This is a genomic window from Bradyrhizobium rifense (assembly GCF_008123425.1).
GTDB classification, from domain to species: domain Bacteria; phylum Pseudomonadota; class Alphaproteobacteria; order Rhizobiales; family Xanthobacteraceae; genus Bradyrhizobium; species Bradyrhizobium rifense.
This window is the reverse complement of the sequence record NZ_VSSS01000042.1, coordinates 128713-144857: the sequence shown is the minus strand read 5'-3', so window position 1 is coordinate 144857 and position 16145 is coordinate 128713. Positions and strand designations below refer to the sequence as shown.

Here is a 16145-nt window from a genome sequence, read left to right as displayed (position 1 = left end):
AGGTCCGAATAAACAGCTGTTCCGGCGGCGGCGAGTACGAATATTTCAGGTAGATGGCGACCGGAAAATACAGTGCCAGCAGCCCCAGCCCTAGCACTATCGTCCTCGAGAGCGTCCACGATTGCATGGGCGCACGACTACCAGAAACAGTTCGGCCGGGCAATTGGCCGGTCGCTTGCGGTGCGAGCCTCAAGGCGGACGACAGGATTGCCGCCGCCTTCGTTGACACTCTGAATCCCGTCGTCATTCCGGCAACGACTTTCGCAAGCTTTTCGGCGTGTGAGACAACAGCCGACCGACGCGCAAGGGATTTATCAACCTTGCATTCGCGGCGAGTCCGAAAAAGTTGCGGACGAGAAGGACATTGGCCAGCGCTTGCACGGTCGAACTTGCGGCATATACGGTCGCAACGCCCAAAATCCCGAAAGTGAACATGGCCCAGGCGGCCAGGGGCACCGTGACGCTCGCGATGATCAACGTGATGACCATTGCGGCTTTCTGCCTGCCCAGGAGAATAAGCGCGTAACCGGCAACGCCGCCCGCCGAAAACATGACTTGGCCGAGACCCAGGATGAGCGCGGCACCGAAGGCCGGCGCATACGCCTCTCCCCAGATCGCCAATATCAGACTTCGCCCGACGCCAGCGAACAGGACAAATCCAACGAGTGCTGCAAAGGTCGCTCCAGTCGCCGAGAGGGTTAGCAGCCACTGCAAGTACAAGCGACGATGCTGTGCCCAGTTGGTGACGATATGGGGCAGGATCGTGAGCGATACGATCGTGAGCGGGACCGCGAACAGGCCCCCTATTCTCAGAGCCAATCCGTAGCAGGCGACGTCTGCAGGGTGGCCGCCTAGTCCCACGACCCAAATGTCGAGCTGGGACGCAGCAACGAAACTTATGGTCGTTACGAGATTTGGCCAGCTTTCTGCGAGGATGTCTGACCGGGGCGCCGGCGGTACCCGTTGCCACGGACGCATCATTCGCCCCAATTGCACCAGTCCGAGCGCGATCCCGGCTATAGCCGCGAGCACGCTGGCGGTCAGAAGGTGCGAGATGGACATGGGGATTCTGAAAGTGAGCGCAAACACGAGATAGGCGCTGACGATCAGCCCCTGAAAGGCGGGCAGGAACGAAGCGGCCACCATGCCGTAGAGTGCGCGATGGAGTTCTGCCAGCACGCCAAGCAGAGCGCCGGCCGCAATCATGGGAATGATGAGCGGAACGAGACTCCAGATCTGTGGGCTCAATGCGTTGGCAGCCGGGCCGAAAGCGAACGCACAAATTCCGACCAGGCATCCGACAGCCAGGCCGGAGATAACGGACATCTTGATCGTTTCGATGGCGACAATCCGGGCTCGTCCCGTGTCTCCAACCGCCATCGCGTGTGAGACGATTCCGGGGATCGTCACGGGCAGTCCCAATTGAGCGAGGACAACGCTGACGTTGACAATGGCCTGGACGAAAAAGAACAGGCCGACGTCGTGCAAACTCAGGCTGAGCGGAAGCAGCAGGCCAATTCCGACGCCGGTCGCGAGTTGGAAGACTTTGCCTGCCATGGCCATGCCGCCGGATCGGCCCGCATTTCCGCCACCCGAAGGTCCGTCCGTCGGGCGTGTGCGTAAGAAGGTCACGGCTGCATCTCTATGATCCGTTGTCCATGCTGTCGACATCTTGCCCTGACGTCGCACGGAGGCTGGCTAAAACCGATCCTTGGAAGGCTGATCGAAAACGGTGGTCGCTGAGGGTGACGTTCTGATGAGATTCAGTTGGAAAAAACCGGCAACGAAAATCAGGAACAGAACCAGGAAGCCGAAAAACGTGTCGGCCGACTGCAGCAGTTGATTGTTGGCCGGAAAATAAAACACCATCGTGTTCAGCAGATAGAACAAGGCCAGGGCAACGACGGATCCCGTCATCAAAAGATTGCGCCACACCAGGCCATAAAGGACACCAATCATCAGAACGACGATCAACGAACCGGACACGCCGAAATCCGAGATGAACCACGCGAACGCGGAGTGCCAAGTTGACCAGAGGCTCCAATCGTACTTCTTTTCGATGACCGGAAGAAGCGTATGGAAGTACCAGCTGTCGCCGAGGAGAACCTTGGCCTTCCTCAAGACGAGCAGGGAATTGGTGAGTCCCCACCCGAGTCCATAGTCGGTTTCTGCCAGCGCGAGAGAAAGTCCATAGTAGCCGACGCCGAGATATCGCGTGACCGTCTCGTAGCCCGGGTACAGCGCCGGCGGCAGCATTGCATAGATCGCTCCGGATCTCTGCGCGTCAAGATTCAATGGCGTGAAGTGGCCTACGTTGGATGCTGGATCGCGGAATGAAATGAAGAAAACGAAGATCCACAGGAACAATGCGATGCCAACGACCGCGGAGGAGATCAAGATCCAGATCGTGCGGCGCGAGGTCAGTCCCGAAAAGGCGTAACATAGCCCAAAGGTCAGTGGCAGCAGCACCGACAATTGGAAGAGACCGCGATTAACGCCGATGTGCGTGTAGATCAGGAGATAAGTGACACAGGCGAAGATATACGCAATCCGGTAGGGCCACCCCAGCTGACGACAATGCTGAATTGCTCCGGTCAGCGCCAGAAAGAAGAACGGGCTGAGCAGGGCGAACGCGTATTCGAAGTAGGTCCACCATCCTCGTGTGAAATTCCTCGCAACGAAGATATCGTAGTTGTAGTTCGCGAGCGACAGTTGAAGCGAGACCGGTGGTAGGAGCGAGTCGGTTCGCGCCTCCGACAACATCAGCACACTGAGAACCATGAGCAGAATCGCAACCTTGATCGTTGCAGCTTCTCGATGACTTGCGATGGGCGACCGCCACGGGATGGATGCGAAGGCGCCGCCGATTGCCCCGGTGAAGAACAGGGCGATGGCCGCTGTGAGATAGAGGTAAAGGTATCCCGGCTGTTGCACTGGCCAGGGCCACGGGCCGAAACGAAAGGCCAGCACGGTCAAGGCAAGATAGATCGTCATGGCCGCTGGCGCTCCGGTCAGCCGAAGGGCGCTGAGACGCTCGGGAGTCTTAAAAGCCATGTGCGCAGAGCCCTGTGACGATGAGGATCATGACGGGATTAAGTGCCGCGTCGAAAGCGTCCAACCAGGCGCGCGATCGGTTGCTTCAGCTCGGGGGGGATCACCGCTCGGACCAGTCTCGACATCGCTTTCAGATTGAGGCTTGCAGGGTCGTATCTGTGGGCGGTCATGATTGACCGGGCAAACCGGATCAGATGACCATTGCGCAGATGTCCGCGAGCGGCAACGAGGTTGGCGTTGGCGACCGCGAGGTTCTTGCTGGCCCGCAGCGAGCTGGGACAGAACGGGCCATCGAAGAACTTGTCCGCAACATAGATGAACTCGTCGACCAGCTTGTCCGACACGATTCCGCTGATTGAAAGAGATCCGGAATGGACCCTGTAGAGCGCCAGCACTTCCGGATTGAAATCGATGCGGCCGAGACATCCCACCCGCATCCAGAATTCGCGATCTGGTCCGAGCTTGCAGTGAGGGTCCCAACCGCCGACCGCCTCATAGACGCTCCGACGAAAGACGGCGCCGGGGCCAATGTAGCATTCTTGTTCGATCACGAGCTCCGCCAGGGAAAACGGCCGGCCTCCGCGCTCCCTGACGACCCTGCCGTTCTGATCGATCAGATTGGTGTTTGGGAAGGTTGCGACCGCCTCAGGTTCTGCTTCGAGATGCTTGACCAGGGTTGCGACCGCGTCCGGCAGCAGGATGTCGTCGTCGCTCAGGTAACCGAGATAAGTACCGGTTGCTGCGCCCCAGCCTGCCGTCAAGGCTGCGACTTGTCCGGCGTTCAATTGCCGCAAGACTTTGACCGTCGGAGGAAGCGTGTCGAGATACTCACCGGTCGCGTCGGTTGAGCCATCGTCGACGATGATGAATTCTATATTGGGATAGCTTTGATTGAGTACCGAGTTCACCGTCTCCGGCAGATATTTGGAGCGGTTGTAGGTGGGCGTCACCAAGCTTATCAGTGGCAGTTCCGTCAACATAGGTCTCCAAGTTATCCCTGCCACACCCGAGAGTTGCCGGTGCCGTGATTACTACAGGCTGGCCATCTGGCGCAATTCCCAGTAAATCATCGAATTCTGCCGTCTGACTTTCAGCCTCGGGTGAGCCGTTTGGCCGGCGCTGCCGTCGTGGTTGCGGTCATTGGCCGGTGATGATCTACGTTGTGCGATTGACACATTCGGCCGGATTCGCGATTGCGTTCCCTTGGAAGGGATATTCCGAACCTGGCGTTGCCAGATGTCGATATTGCCGCGACGGTATCAGATCATCATGAAAGTGTTGGCATTTAACAGGCACTATCTGCCGGGCTTCAAGGCAGGCGGTCCGATCAGGTCGCTCGCGAACATGGCGGAAGCGCTCGGCGACGAGATCAGATTTTTCATCGGCACGACCGATCGCGACTTGGGGGACGCCAAACCGTATCCGCAGGCTGATAGAAATGCCTGGATCAAGATCGGCAAGGCCGAGGTTCGATATTTTGCACCCGGAGCCATTTCCATCCGAGCCATCCGCGCCCTGATCGACGAGGTTCGCCCCGACTGTATTTATCTCAACAGTTTTTTCGATCCGATTTTTAGCTTGCGCGTCCTGCTCGCTCGGCGGTTCGGTCTTATTCCGCGCATACCCTTGCTCCTTGCGCCGCGTGGAGAGTTCTCGCCTGGAGCCCTGACACTCAAGAGCCTGAGGAAGTCGGCGTATATCAAGGGCGCTTCAATGTTTGGAGTGACCCGGGACGTCATGTGGCATGCTTCGACGGAAATTGAGGCAGACGATATTTCCCGAACGATGTCAATCGGCTCGTCCTCGATAGCAGTCGGTTCTGATCTGGCGACCGCGCCGCCTGTGAATGCAGCTTCGGCATGGAGTCCACGTGAGAGTGGTCGTCCGTTTCGCCTCTGTTTCTTGTCTCGCTTATCGCCTAAAAAGAATCTGACCGGTGCGCTGCGGGCGGTTGGTCTCGTGAATGCAAGCGTCGTCTTCGATATCTACGGACCCAAGGAAGATGAGTCCTATTGGGCGGAATGCCAGAGGCTAATCGACGAGGTGCCGCCGCATGTCAGCGTCGCCTATCGCGGTGAAGTCGCACACCGGGACATCGCGTCGGTCTTTGCCGGCTATGACCTGTTTTTGTTTCCGACGCTAGGCGAGAACTACGGGCACGTCATTTTTGAGGCATTAAGTGTCGGGCTGCCTGTGCTCACCAGCGATCAGACCCCGTGGAACGATCTGAGCGAAGCCGGGGCGGGATGGGCAATCGCGCCAGACCTCAGCTCCATCGCGGCTTGCATCGATGAGGCGGCGCGTTGGACGTTGGCCGAACAGTCCGCAGCGAGAGCCGCGTGCCTACGATATGCCGAACGTGTCTTGAAGGATTCGCAAAGCATCGAGCAGAACCGTCAGTTGCTGTTTGCCGCCGCGAGGATTGGCGGAGGATAATCGATCTCCATGCCCGGTGGATGACAGGTTGCCCCGGGATGATCGCCCGGCTAAGCGGCGGGAACTTTTCGTCGGGCGATCGTTGTTCCCGGTGGCCCACGTCCCGGTTATTGGGCAACTATCTTGGGACTAGGGCCGGACTGGATGTCAGGTTCATGACGATGGAACATATTTCACCAATTCTGGGCGCGAACCGGGATTCCGGGCTTTGAAACGCCCGGCCGCCCAATGATGCTTCTGCTGATTCGAGGCAGGACTGCCGACGGGCCGGCCAATGGCGGTGGACTGTGACCAATCCAGCCCTCCTTCGTCAAAATGGTTCGGACGCGCGGTTGTATCGGACCTTTACCGTGAGTTGCGTATCCGCTTTAAGACATTCGACGGAAGTTGTGAGCTGGGCGGAACAATAGGATGCCATTTCGAATACTGGTCACCGGCTCTTCGGGCTTCATTGGTGGGGCGGTTTGTTCCGCCTTGTCGTCCGCCGGACATCATGTCAGGGCGGCTTCGCGCCAGCCGGGCAGAGCGGGGAACAATTTGGAATGGGTGAAATTGCCCGATCTCGAAACCCAAGTGGACTGGCACCCGCTGCTCGAGGGTATCGACATCGTCGTGCATTTGGCCGCCATCGCCCACCGCAGCCGCGTCGATAGCGGCAACTATACGCGAGCCAATCGTGTTGCGACAAAGGGCTTGGCAGAGGCCTGTCGGCATCACTCAGTGAAACGCTTGATTTTCATGTCGTCCATTGGTGCCCAGGCGGGCTCGGCGGCAGATAGCGTCGTTACGGAAAATGACAAGGCGTGCCCGGTCACGGCCTACGATCGAGCAAAGCTGGAGGCGGAAGAGGAAATTAAGCGCTCTGGCGTGCCGTATACAATTCTCAGGCCCGTGATCGTCTACGGCCCGGGAGCCAAGGCCAATATCGCCTTGATCGTGCGCATTGCGGCGTTCCCCATTCCGCTACCCTTTGGGGCCTTCCGTAATCGACGGTCTCTTCTATCAATCCGGAATCTGTCAGAAGCAGTCTTGTTCTGTCTCAGTGGATCCACCACGCTAAACCAGACCTTCATCGTTTCCGATCCGGAACCGATCACTATCGCCGAAATCTTTGCCACGCTAAGAGAGGGAATGGGACGTTCGCCTCAACTGATTTCGATACCGCCTGAGGCGCTCAAAGCCATGGTGATTGCGACAGGGCGCCGGTCGCTTTGGGATCGAATCGGGCGGGAGCTCGTTGCAAGCTCGGCTTGCTTGCAGAAGGCTGGATGGTCTCCTCGGGTTGAGACCAAGGCGGGCCTCCGTGCCATAGTCGAGCCGCCGTCGGGATCGTTGGAGTGATTGATCGATGAAGCGGGCGTTTGATTTCGCAGCCTGCGCGCTGTTTCTTTTGGTTGCCTGGCCGATCCTCCTCGTCATCGCGATAGCTATTCGGCTTCAGAGCCCCGGTCCAGCGATTTTCGCGCAGGTTCGCGTCGGAAAGGGCGGGCATCCATTTATCTGTTACAAGTTCCGGACGATGCGTGCCGGAACTGCCAATGTTCCGACCCACCAGGTTGAGGCGTCGTCGGTTACCGCGCTCGGTGAGTATCTTCGGCGTTTCAAGGTCGACGAAATCCCGCAGCTCTACAACGTGCTGGCTGGCGATATGAGCCTTGTCGGACCTCGGCCGTGCTTGCCGTCCCAGGCGGCACTGGTTGAATCCCGCAAGCGATTGGGAGTCCTGACGGTCCTGCCCGGAATTACGGGCCTTGCGCAAAGCCGGGATATCGACATGACGGACCCCAAGCGTCTGGCGGAAGTCGACGCCGAATATATCCGCAGCCAAAGCTTTGCCGGAGATCTGAAGCTGATCTGGTCGACCCTTCGAGGACATGGCGTGGGAGTCGATCGGGTCGTTCGGGACAAGCGCTCGGGCTAGCCACACCGGACAGCCAGCCCCTGCGGTCAAGTGACCATTACGACGGTTTCTTGACGGGCGATCGATCAAACAGGGGGTGAAAGGTCCGGGGCGTCCAACCGAAGTCCTGTGACGCAGGTTTCGAATCGAAAATCATGTCTTTCGTCATGCGCGTACCCATCGCGACGTTCGCACCTGGAAAGAGTGGTTTCGCGAAAACGAAGGCGGCCTTCCAGAGCGAAGCGGGAATCGAAATCGTCCGTTGGGGTACTCCCATTCCTTCAAAAATCCGGCCGATCATTTCACGATAGGTCAGCGTCTCGCCGCCGGGGAGAGAATAGAACTTGTTCGCAGCGGAAGCGGTTGATGCCGCTGCAATGGCTCCGCTGGCCAGGTCTTCGGCATGCACCGGCTGTCGGAGGCCCGAGCCGCCGCCGACCAACGGCATGAAGCCAAATCGTCGGATGAGGCGCGAGAGCGGCGTAATGTTCGTGTCGCGACCGGGGTCGTAGATCAATGTCGGACGCAGGACCGTCCATTCGACATTGTTGCGCTTGCAAGCCAGCACGATCTTGTCTTCAGCCTCGGCCAGCCTTCCCAACAACTCTCGCTCTTCAGCGACCTCGCTGTCTCGCTTGGTCATGACGCTGGTGGAACTGAATACGACGATCCGCTTCAGCGAAGGATTGAAGATATGGGGAAGCGCGTCCGCCAACAGAATCGCATCGGCGGTACAGTAGAGGGTCGTGAATGCCGGGAAGTTCAAGGCTTCAGGCTTTGCCAGGTCACCGCAAAACCAGTCGACGTTCGTAGCGCTCTTTCGTGATCTGGAGAGGGCGAGCGGTCGTTGTCCGCTCTGCAACAGCAGCCGGAGAATGTGGCCGCCGACCAGCCCCGTGGCGCCAATGACTAGGCATCTTTTTTCGTTCGCCGAACTCATTTCGTAAGCACTTGTTGAACGATCCAGATTTCGCACGCCCAAGGACCATAGTCTAGTGACGCGTTTGACGTCGTTGACGCCGGCCGCGCACTTTTCCACCGTGCAACTGCTCGAGCTTCAATTCGTAAAGGGTGCGGCAACGTTGTAGAATTCAGGGCGTTACTCTATCATCCGACCGTAGTGAGATGAGATCGCAACAAGCTAGGTAGGGGTGTGGCAGTGGCTTTGTCGAATATGCTGGATGTCGTCAGGATGAAGCTGTTCCCTCCGAACTATGACGCGTGGATCGCGAAGAGCCACAGATACAAGGAGCGTCTCGTTTCGTCAGGGGCAACCTATGCAGGCCAGTGGCGTCCGTTGGACGATCTCAGTTTTGCCGACTACAGCGGCGACATCATCAACGCGTCCCACCGGCATCTTGCTGCTGCGCCGCTCGGTCATCAGGGCGTCGACTTCCTGATCGAACTTGGCATCACTGGCTATTTGCGACGCGGCGATGCGCTGAAGCTTTATGAGCTGGCGTTCCGAGCTCCCGGAGATATTCTGGAGGCTGGCACCAACAAAGGACTGTCAACCTCGATCCTGGCGCAAGCAGTTCACGATCGGGGCCACGGCGTCATCGAGACAATCGAGCTGGATAGCGAAAACAGTGTTGAAGCCAAGCGGAATCTAGCGGGACGCCCGGGCAGCGAGAGCGTGACATTCACTGTCTCGGATGCGACGCGGCGCATGAACGAACTTGCTTCGCAAGGGAAAAGATACGGCTTCATCTTCATCGATCATTGGCACGGATATCAGGCGACGATTGATGCCGCGGAACTTGCCAAGAAGCTCCTAGTCGACGGCGGATTCGTGATGTTTCATGATTTCCTTGATCCTGGAAACGCGGATCGGCGACACGTGTATGGCGTCTACCAAGCTGTACTCGATCGGATAGTTGACGACGATCGCTTTTCCTTCGCAGGCGTCTCCGGATGTTGCGCGATCTTTCAGTATGCCGAGGTTCAAAGCGCGCGATGAATGTGTAGAAGCCCAGGGATTGCGCGAACGGTCGCGAAGGTTGGCCGCCTCGCAATTCGGGAACGTCTTCAGCGTTCAAGAGGGCCAAACTTCGTCGTTCAGCCGGGCGTGTTGACGCTTGTTCAGAACACCGTCTGAGGACCGTCCTTGGGATTGGTCGCTCCGGTCGGTTGCTCGGCCTGCCCCGCCTTCTCGCGTTCGGCGGCCGGGATCTGGCGCAGGCGTTGGCGCTCCTTGATCCATGCCTCGTATTCCGGCGTTCCCGGTCGCGGCGGGGCGTCCGCAGGCAGGCCGCCGGCCCATTGCGGGACATAGTCGCCCATGCCGGCCGACAGCTTCTCGTTGACGGTGCCGCAGCCGGACAGGCCCGCGGCAAGCCCGAGGAGAAGCAGGAGGGAATGGGAACGCTTGGGCATTGTGCGGGCGCCGGGATCGGTACGGGGTGGTCGGACGCCGGATAACCAGCGGGTCAGGAACGATAGCCTTCAACAAGGTAAAATTGGCTTATTCGAGGTGGGTATAAAAATACCGGATGGGATCCGCGCCTTGTTTGCCAATGTTCAAATTCTGCAAATGAAAGACGAAATCCTCCATCCACCCGCTCGGTCGCATTTCTAGACTGCGGCCATCGGCTCGCGACAATCTGGCTTGTCCGGCGAAAGGGCTTTTTCGTTGACAGGTCCATTTTATTTGTACAATCGTACAAATGGACGCGGCCAAGATCGAGGTGCTTGGATTACCCCGGCGTAACCGCGACATCGCATTCCACGCTTTGTCATCGGGACGCGCGGCTTGCGCCGAATGGTCGCCAAACGTCCGATTGACAATAGAGGCGCGAAAGACGCCATGTGGCGCGCGATATCACTCGCGCGTGAGTTAAGGTGAGGCAAGGACCGGGCACTCGGTCCGCCACACAGAGGTCAGGAATGAAGGGGAGGGACATCTGATGTTCGAACGCAAACAGTTCTCAACGATCGCTGCCGTTGCTGCCATCGCGGGCCTTGCGGCCGTCGCACCCGCCAAGGCGGAAGACACCGTCAAGGTCGGCCTGATCCTGCCGATGACAGGCGGCCAGGCCTCGACCGGCAAGCAGATCGAGAACGCGATCAAGCTCTACATGCAGCAGAAGGGCGACACCGTCGCCGGCAAGAAGATCGAGATCATCCTCAAGGACGACGCCGCGATTCCGGACAAGACCAAGACCGCCGCGCAGGAGCTGATCGTCAACGACAAGGTCAATTTCATCGCCGGCTTCGGCGTGACGCCGGCGGCGCTTGCGGCCGCGCCGCTTGCCACGCAAGCCAAAATTCCGGAAGTCGTGATGGCGGCCGGCACCTCCATCATCACCGAGCGCTCGCCCTATATCGTGCGTACCAGCTTCACGCTGGCGCAGTCCTCCACCATCATCGCCGACTGGGCGGTGAAGAACGGCATCAAAAAGGTGGCGACGCTCACCTCCGACTACGCGCCCGGCAATGACGCGCTGAACTTCTTCAAACAGAATTTCACCGCCGGCGGCGGCGAGGTGGTCGAAGAGGTCAAGACGCCGCTCGCCAATCCGGACTTCGCGCCGTTCCTCCAGCGCATGAAGGACGCAAAACCCGACGCGATCTTCGTGTTCGTGCCGGCGGGCCAGGGCGGCAACTTCATGAAGCAATATGCCGAGCGTGGCCTCGACAAGGCCGGCATCAAGGTGATCGGACCGGGCGACGTCACCGATGACGACCTGCTCAACAACATGGGCGACGCCGTGCTCGGCACGGTGACCGCACATCTCTATTCGGCGGCCCATCCCTCGCAGATGAACAAGGATTTCGTCGCAGCCTACAAGAAGGCCTACGGCACTCGCCCGGGCTTCATGGCGGTGAGTGGCTATGACGGCATCCACCTGATCTACGAAGCGCTGAAGAAGACGGGTGGCGACACCGACGGCACCAAGTTGATCGAGGCCATGAAGGGTCAGAAGTGGGAGAGCCCGCGCGGCCCGATCTCGATCGACCCGGAGACCCGCGACATCGTGCAGAACATCTACATCCGCAAGGTCGAGAAGGTCGACGGCGAGCTCTACAACGTCGAATTCGCGACCTTCGAGGCCGTCAAGGATCTCGGCAAGACCAAGAAGTGATCCGCGAAAGCGCGTCATCCCGGGGCGCGCTTTCGCGCGCTCCGGCCATGACGACTAACTCCAAGCTGAGACGATGACCTCAATCCTCACCAACCTGTTCGATGGCGTCGCCTACGGCATGCTGCTGTTCGTGCTGGCCTGCGGGCTCGCGGTTACGCTTGGCCTGATGAACTTCGTCAACCTCGCCCATGGCGCCTTCGCCATGGCCGGCGGCTATGTCTGCATGGTGCTGGTCAACAGGATGGGGTGGCCGTTCTTCGCCGCGCTGCCGCTCGCCTTCGTCTCCGCAGCAGCGATCGGCATCGTGCTCGAGCGCCTGCTCTATCGCCATCTTTACGCCCGCAGTCATCTCGACCAGGTGCTGTTCACGATCGGACTGACGTTCATGTCGGTCGCGGCTGTCGACTATATCCAGGGCTCGTCGCGCGTCTTCATCAATCTGCCGGCCGCGCTGCAGGGCCAGTTCGACCTGTTCGGCGTCGGCATCGGCCGCTACCGGCTGATGATCATCGTGATCTGCGGCCTGCTCACCATCGGCCTCCAGATGGTGCTGGCCAAGACCCGCTTCGGCAGCCGCCTTCGTGCCGCCGTCGATGATCCCCGTGCCGCGAGCGGCCTCGGCATCAACGTGCCGCAGGTGTTCGCCTTCACCTTTGCTTTTGGATGTGGACTTGCAGGCCTCGGTGGTGCGCTGAGCGCCGAGATCCTCGGCCTCGATCCGTATTTCCCGCTGAAATTCATGATCTACTTCCTGATCGTGGTCACCGTCGGTGGCTCGTCCTCGATCACCGGACCGTTTTTGGCCTCGCTCCTGCTCGGCATCGGCGATGTCGCCGGCAAATACTACGTGCCGAAGATGGGCCCCTTCGTAATTTACACCATGATGATCGTGATCCTGATCTGGCGCCCGAACGGCCTGTTCGGCCGCACGGCCGCGCGTTGAGTTTGCCGATGACCGCTTCTTCCGACGTCGGTTATCATGCCCAGCGGCAGGCGCGCTGGCACTATGGCGAGGCCGCCTTCTGGCTCGTCGTGCTGGCTTGCGGCTTTCTGTTTCCCACGCGCTATTTGATCATGACCGACATTCTGCGGCTGGCGCTGTTTGCAATGTCGCTCGATCTCATCCTCGGCTATGCCGGCATCGTCTCGCTCGGCCACGCCGCGTTCTTCGGCGTCGGCGCCTATGCCGCGGGGCTTTTGGCGCTGCACGGCATCATCAACGAGCCGGTGCTGGCGCTGATTGCCGCGGGCTTGGCCGCGATGGTGCTCGGCTTCGCCACCAGCTTCCTGGTAATCCGCGGCGTCGACCTGACCCGGCTGATGGTGACGCTCGGCATCGCGCTGCTGCTGGAGGCGCTCGCCGAGCGCTTCTCCAACATCACTGGTGGCACCGACGGCCTGCAGGGTATCGAGATGCAGCCGATCCTCGGCGAAATCCCGTTCGACATGTTCGGCAAGGCCGGCTTCTTCTATTCGCTGACGGTGCTGTTCGTGCTGTTCCTTCTCGCCCGCCGCATCGTGCATTCGCCGTTTGGCCTCTCGCTGCGCGCGATCAAGAACAATCCGCTCCGCGCTGCTGCCATTGGTATCCCCGTCAACCGCCGCCTGATCGCGATCTATACGCTCGCGGCGTTCTATGCAGGCATCGCAGGCGCGCTGTTCACCCAGACCACCGCGATCGCCTCGCTCGATGTGTTCGCCTTCGACCGCTCCGCCGATCTGATGCTGGTGCTCGTCATCGGCGGCACCGGCTATCTCTATGGCGGGCTGATCGGCGCGGTGATCTTCCGCATCCTCCAGGAAGTGTTCTCCACCATCACCCCGCAATATTGGCAGTTCTGGATCGGCCTCGTGCTGGTCGTGATCGTGCTGGTTGGCCGTCAGCGCCTGCTTCGTTGGGTGCTGTATGTGCCGAACCTGGTCATCAAGCAGGTCGCCGGACGCAAGGCCGTCGTCGCCGCGCCGGAGAGCGACGCATGACCATCGCGCTCGAAACCCAGAATCTTGAAAAGCAGTTCGGCGGCCTGCGCGTCACCCGCGATCTGTCGCTGAAGATCGAGCAGGGCGCCCGCCATGCGCTGATCGGTCCGAACGGCGCGGGAAAGACCACGGTGATCAACCAGCTCACCGGCGTGCTCAAGCCGAACTCGGGCCGTATCCTGCTCGAAGGCCAGGACATCACCGATCTGCCTGTCCACAAGCGCGTGCTGCGCGGCCTGTCGCGCACCTTCCAGATCAATCAGCTCTATCCTGATCTCACGCCGCTCGAGACCATCGGCCTTGCCGTGTCCGAACGCCTCGGCCATGGCGGCGACTGGTGGCGGCGGATGGGCACGCGCAACGACGTCAATGACGAGATCGCCGATCTCCTGACGCGCTTCCATTTGCTCGACGTCATGAACGAAGAGACGGTGACGCTGCCTTACGGCAAGCAGCGCCTGCTTGAGATCGCGGTCGCGATCGCCGCCAAGCCGCGCGTGCTGCTGCTTGACGAGCCCGCCGCCGGCGTGCCGGAGAGCGAGCGCCACGACATTCTCGCGGTCGTAGGTAGCCTGCCGCGCGACGTCACCGTGCTGCTGATCGAGCACGACATGGATCTCGTGTTCTCCTTCGCAGACCGCATCTCGGTGCTGGTTTCCGGCGCGCTGCTGACCGAAGGCCCGCCCGACCAGGTCGCGCGCGATCCGCAGGTGAAGGCAGTCTATCTCGGCGAGGAGGCGGTCAATGTCTGACCTGCTCGCAATCGATTCACTTCGCGCCGGCTATGGCGAAGCCGTGGTGCTGCCCAACATGTCGCTGCGCCTTGCCGAGGGGCAGGTGCTGGCGCTGCTCGGGCGTAACGGCACCGGCAAGACCACGCTGATCAACTCCATCGTCGGCGTCACCCGCCGTTTCTCCGGCAACGTCACCCTCGGCGGCACCGACGTCACGACCATGCGGCCGGACCAGCGGGCGCGCGCCGGCATTGGCTGGGTGCCGCAGGAGCGCAACATCTTCCGCTCGCTGACGGTGGAGGAGAACATGACCGCGGTGGCGCAGCCCGGTCCCTGGACCGTCGAGAAGGTCTACGAGATGTTTCCGCGGCTGAAGGAGCGGCGGAGCAATTTCGGCAACCAGCTCTCCGGCGGCGAGCAGCAGATGCTGGCGATCGGCCGTGCGCTGACCCTCAACCCAAAGGTCCTGCTGCTGGACGAGCCGACCGAGGGCCTGGCCCCCATCATCGTCGAGGAGCTTCTGAAGGCGATCGGCACCATCACTCGGGCCGGCGGCATCTGCTCGATCATCGTCGAGCAGAATGCCCAAAAGATTCTCGGGCTTGCCGACCGCGTTGTGATATTGGAGCGCGGAACGATCGTCCACGACGCCCCGAGCGCCGCGCTGAAGGCCGACCCGTCGGTCCTGGAGCGCCACCTCGGCGTCGCAGGGGCGGCGGCCCACTAGGTTGTTTGACGCGTTTTCTTAACGCGAACCGGTGCCCACTTCGCTTGAAATCGCTATAGAAAATTCTCGGGAGTTCAAGAATGCAGCGAACCAAAGCCCCCTTCCGCGCCGACGAGGTCGGCAGCCTCCTGCGCCCCGCCAAGATCAAGGAAGCCCGCAGCCGACTGGAGAAGGGCGAGATCTCGGCCGACGATCTGCGCAAGATCGAGGACATGGAGATCGAGAAGGTCGTGCACAAGCAGGCCTCGGTCGGTCTGAAGCTCGCGACCGACGGCGAATTCCGCCGCTCCTGGTGGCATTTCGACTTCCTGGCCAAGCTCACGGGCTGCGAAATGTTTCACCCCGACACGGGCATCCAGTTCGCAGGCGTCGAGACGCGGCATGACGCGGTCCGGGTGATCGACAAGCTCGACTTCCCCGACAACCACCCGATGCTGGATCACTTCCGCTTCCTGAAGAAGTCCGCCGACCAGGCCCACGTCACCGCCAAGATGACGATCCCCTCGCCCGCCGTGCTGCACTTCCGTGGCGGCCGCAAAGCGATTTCCAAGGACGTCTATCCGGATCTCGACGCCTTCTACGAGGATCTCGGCAAGACCTACCGCAAGGCCGTCAAGGCGTTCTACGACGCCGGCTGCCGCTATCTCCAGTTCGACGATACCGTGTGGGCCTATCTCTGCTCGCCGGACGAATTGCAGAAGGCGCGCGAGCGCGGCGACAATCCGGAAGGCCTCCAGCAGATCTACGCGCGCATCATCAACTACGCACTGGCCGGGAAACCTGCCGACATGGTGGTGACCACGCATGTCTGTCGCGGCAATTTCCGCTCGACCTGGATTTCTTCGGGGGGCTACGAGCCGGTGGCCGAGACCATGCTGGCCGGCACCAATTACGACGGCTACTTCCTGGAATACGACTCTGACCGCGCCGGCGGGTTCGAGCCGCTGCGCTTCCTGCCCAAGGGCAACAAGGTCGTCGTGGTCGGCGTCATCACCTCGAAGTTCGGTGAGCTCGAGAAGAAGGACGACATCAAGCGTCGTCTCGAGGAAGCCTCCAAGTTCGCCCCGCTGGAGCAGCTCGCGCTCTCGCCGCAGTGCGGCTTTGCCTCGACGGAGGAGGGCAACATCCTCTCCGAGGAGGAGCAGTGGGCCAAGCTCAGCCTTGCGGTCGAGATCGCAAAGGAAGTGTGGGGGTAGTAGCCCAGCGCGGTCTGCCGTAGGATTGACGAG

The 16145-nt window shown here is 60.4% G+C and carries 15 protein-coding genes; 10 read left to right on the top strand and 5 right to left on the bottom strand.

Features of this window, described 5'->3' with window-relative positions:
• Positions 1–243 precede the first annotated feature (243 nt).
• The 3 genes from FXB40_RS27675 to FXB40_RS27665 all read right to left on the bottom strand — a co-directional run bounded on the left by FXB40_RS27675 (position 244) and on the right by FXB40_RS27665 (position 4004).
• Positions 244–1557 carry a lipopolysaccharide biosynthesis protein gene (locus FXB40_RS27675; RefSeq protein WP_148775297.1) on the bottom strand — a complete coding sequence of 438 codons (1314 nt, stop codon included), beginning with the start codon at positions 1555–1557 and terminating at the stop codon, positions 244–246.
• A gap of 141 nt (positions 1558–1698) precedes the next feature.
• On the bottom strand, positions 1699–2994 hold the full coding sequence (locus tag FXB40_RS27670; protein WP_148775296.1) for a hypothetical protein: 1296 nt from the start codon (positions 2992–2994) through the stop codon (positions 1699–1701).
• 98 nt (positions 2995–3092) lie between these two features.
• The gene (locus FXB40_RS27665; RefSeq protein ID WP_187437183.1) at positions 3093–4004 is read right to left on the bottom strand and encodes a glycosyltransferase; all 912 of its coding nucleotides are present in this window, start codon (positions 4002–4004) and stop codon (positions 3093–3095) included.
• Between the two features lie 286 nt (positions 4005–4290).
• On the opposite strand from FXB40_RS27665, the gene FXB40_RS27660 reads away from it, so the two are divergent.
• From FXB40_RS27660 to FXB40_RS27650, 3 genes are all read left to right on the top strand, one after another.
• Positions 4291–5490, top strand: coding sequence for a glycosyltransferase (locus FXB40_RS27660; RefSeq protein ID WP_148775294.1), 1200 nt, complete (start codon positions 4291–4293; stop codon positions 5488–5490).
• A gap of 411 nt (positions 5491–5901) precedes the next feature.
• Positions 5902–6831 (top strand): NAD-dependent epimerase/dehydratase family protein, encoded by a 930-nt coding sequence (locus FXB40_RS27655; RefSeq protein ID WP_148775293.1) that lies wholly within the window; start codon positions 5902–5904, stop codon positions 6829–6831.
• Positions 6832–6838: 7 nt separating this feature from the next.
• Positions 6839–7411 carry a sugar transferase gene (locus FXB40_RS27650; protein ID WP_148775292.1) on the top strand — a complete coding sequence of 191 codons (573 nt, stop codon included), beginning with the start codon at positions 6839–6841 and terminating at the stop codon, positions 7409–7411.
• 37 nt (positions 7412–7448) lie between these two features.
• On the opposite strand, the gene FXB40_RS27645 is transcribed toward FXB40_RS27650, so the two are convergent.
• Positions 7449–8330, bottom strand: coding sequence for an NAD-dependent epimerase/dehydratase family protein (locus FXB40_RS27645; protein WP_148775291.1), 882 nt, complete (start codon positions 8328–8330; stop codon positions 7449–7451).
• A gap of 234 nt (positions 8331–8564) precedes the next feature.
• On the opposite strand from FXB40_RS27645, the gene FXB40_RS27640 reads away from it, so the two are divergent.
• Positions 8565–9350, top strand: coding sequence for an O-methyltransferase (locus FXB40_RS27640; protein ID WP_148775290.1), 786 nt, complete (start codon positions 8565–8567; stop codon positions 9348–9350).
• A gap of 122 nt (positions 9351–9472) precedes the next feature.
• On the opposite strand, the gene FXB40_RS27635 is transcribed toward FXB40_RS27640, so the two are convergent.
• Positions 9473–9766 (bottom strand): hypothetical protein, encoded by a 294-nt coding sequence (locus FXB40_RS27635; RefSeq protein WP_148775289.1) that lies wholly within the window; start codon positions 9764–9766, stop codon positions 9473–9475.
• A 530-nt stretch (positions 9767–10296) separates the two neighbouring features.
• Between FXB40_RS27635 and FXB40_RS27630 the strand changes: the two genes are divergently transcribed.
• The 6 genes from FXB40_RS27630 (at position 10297) to FXB40_RS27605 (ending at position 16112) form a co-directional block, all read left to right on the top strand.
• Positions 10297–11475, top strand: coding sequence for an ABC transporter substrate-binding protein (locus tag FXB40_RS27630; RefSeq protein WP_148775288.1), 1179 nt, complete (start codon positions 10297–10299; stop codon positions 11473–11475).
• Between the two features lie 73 nt (positions 11476–11548).
• The gene (locus tag FXB40_RS27625; protein WP_148775287.1) at positions 11549–12418 is read left to right on the top strand and encodes a branched-chain amino acid ABC transporter permease; all 870 of its coding nucleotides are present in this window, start codon (positions 11549–11551) and stop codon (positions 12416–12418) included.
• An 8-nt stretch (positions 12419–12426) separates the two neighbouring features.
• The gene (locus FXB40_RS27620) at positions 12427–13455 is read left to right on the top strand and encodes a branched-chain amino acid ABC transporter permease (RefSeq protein WP_148775286.1); all 1029 of its coding nucleotides are present in this window, start codon (positions 12427–12429) and stop codon (positions 13453–13455) included.
• Positions 13452–14207 (top strand): ABC transporter ATP-binding protein, encoded by a 756-nt coding sequence (locus FXB40_RS27615; protein WP_148775285.1) that lies wholly within the window; start codon positions 13452–13454, stop codon positions 14205–14207. Before FXB40_RS27620 ends, FXB40_RS27615 begins: the two co-directional genes overlap by 4 nt.
• Entirely contained in the window at positions 14200–14916 is a 717-nt protein-coding gene (locus FXB40_RS27610; RefSeq protein ID WP_148775284.1) for an ABC transporter ATP-binding protein, read from the top strand. Before FXB40_RS27615 ends, FXB40_RS27610 begins: the two co-directional genes overlap by 8 nt.
• A gap of 80 nt (positions 14917–14996) precedes the next feature.
• Positions 14997–16112, top strand: coding sequence for a cobalamin-independent methionine synthase II family protein (locus FXB40_RS27605; protein ID WP_148775283.1), 1116 nt, complete (start codon positions 14997–14999; stop codon positions 16110–16112).
• Positions 16113–16145: the final 33 nt, after the last annotated feature.